General features: G+C 40.7%; 2 protein-coding genes. Both read left to right on the plus strand.

Annotated elements, in window-relative coordinates:
* On the plus strand, positions 1 to 692 hold a 692-nt coding region (locus QTN95_RS20545), incomplete at its 5' end, for a hypothetical protein (protein ID WP_331418833.1).
* Positions 693 to 1,260: 568 nt separating this feature from the next.
* The coding region (locus QTN95_RS20550; protein ID WP_331418834.1) for a hypothetical protein at positions 1,261 to 1,632 on the plus strand (372 nt) is incomplete at its 3' end.

Below are 1,632 nucleotides of genomic sequence, written 5' to 3' on the forward strand. Positions count from 1 at the left end.
AATTGCAAGGTGGTAGCTTCAAGCAAGGCTTTATCAGCGGTGTCATTGGTAAGCTTGGTGGAGGAATTGTTCATGCCAATGTTCAAACGCAGACTCTTCAAGCTGGAGGTATGATTATCGTGTCAGGTATAGCGGCCGCAGCAAGTGGTTCCAATAGTCGAGATGCGATGATGCGCTCTGCTATTAGTGTGATTACTATTTACTTGTACAATGACTCTATGAGTTTTAAAGATAAGATGACCAAAGGTTGGTCAATATTTAAAAAGGTTGAGTTTAAAAAAGGAGTTCAGGCACACCTAGCAGATCATTCAAATGGTCACCACCTAGCTGGAGGGGCAGGCGGTAGTGCTTCAGGTTTTGTTGGTGTTAGCGGAGTTAGTTTGTCTAGTGGTGTAATAGTGGATACTAACGGAAATCAATGTCTAACTTCTACTGTATGTATGCAGTTCGGGTTGGGAGCGTTTGGTGGTACTGGTGCTAGCTATTCAGGGGCTTATGGAGAAGCACTAAGTAATGGTAATGCGGAAACTTGGGGGGTATTTATTAATGGAGGTGCGGGGTTATTATCTGGAGGAGTTTCGGCTGATTTTTCTCAAGAAGGGGTGGGAATTGGTAAAGGCTTTGTTGGTCCTGGAAGTGGCATAGCTGCTGGTGTTCAATTTTGTGATGTTAAGGTATATGGATGCGATTAGGTCAGAAATATCAGTTGTTAGCATTCCTTTTCTGGCTGCTTATTATGGGGGTGTTTTGGCTAGGGAAAACAAATGTCATATCCAAGGAATCAAGCACTGTATTATTTTTTATAATATGGCTTTTGGGAGGGGGATGTGTTGTTGGTGGACTTCGAGAAGTCATTGCATCACTTCGGCGTAGAAATAAGTGATGTTAGTTAGCCGGAGAAGAATGAGATATGTTTCGTTCGTTTAAAGAGCCTTGGTTCATTGTATATGCATTTATCCTAATATTTGCAATTATCGCTCAAGAAGCAGTATCCCCCTTGCTAGTATGCTTGGGGGGCATTGTTGTGATTTTAGTTCACTTGGAAGTATGGCCTCGATCTAAGTTCTGGGTACATTCATCAAGATATTTCAAACGATATAATGTGGTTGGTTGTGGGTCTGTCTTACTATGTTCTTCAATAGCGATGAACCTTGACTTAGTAGCTTCGGTAGAGCTTTTTCCTCTTGGTTTGATACCTATATTTTTTGTGATGGAAAACTCTATCTTTGATAAATAATTTGGGCTAGGAAGGATAATACTATGAAGTTTTATTATGTATTAATACCATTGCTGCTTACAGGCTGTGGAGGTGGTGGCTCTACCACCTCAAATCCAGACTCAAATGTCACTCGTTACAGCAGTGATTATGCTGCGTCTGATTTACAGGCCCTTTTCACATTATCAGCTACAAGCTCATCCGATGCTGAGGTTACAGGATATATTCTTGATGACAGTGATCTTTTTGTAACGTTGTCTGGCAGTGATGAATTAATGACTTCTGCTTTAGCAACTGAGTATAGAGTTAGCTTTGTACGAGATGGCGTTGATATAACTCAATTAACAGCTACTGAGTTCCCTATTCCTTTTGATCCCGTTGTTAGTTTTTCAAATGAAATTATTGATGTATCTTTC

It is taken from the genome of Vibrio sp. M260112 (assembly GCF_036533775.1).
GTDB lineage: Bacteria > Pseudomonadota > Gammaproteobacteria > Enterobacterales > Vibrionaceae > Vibrio.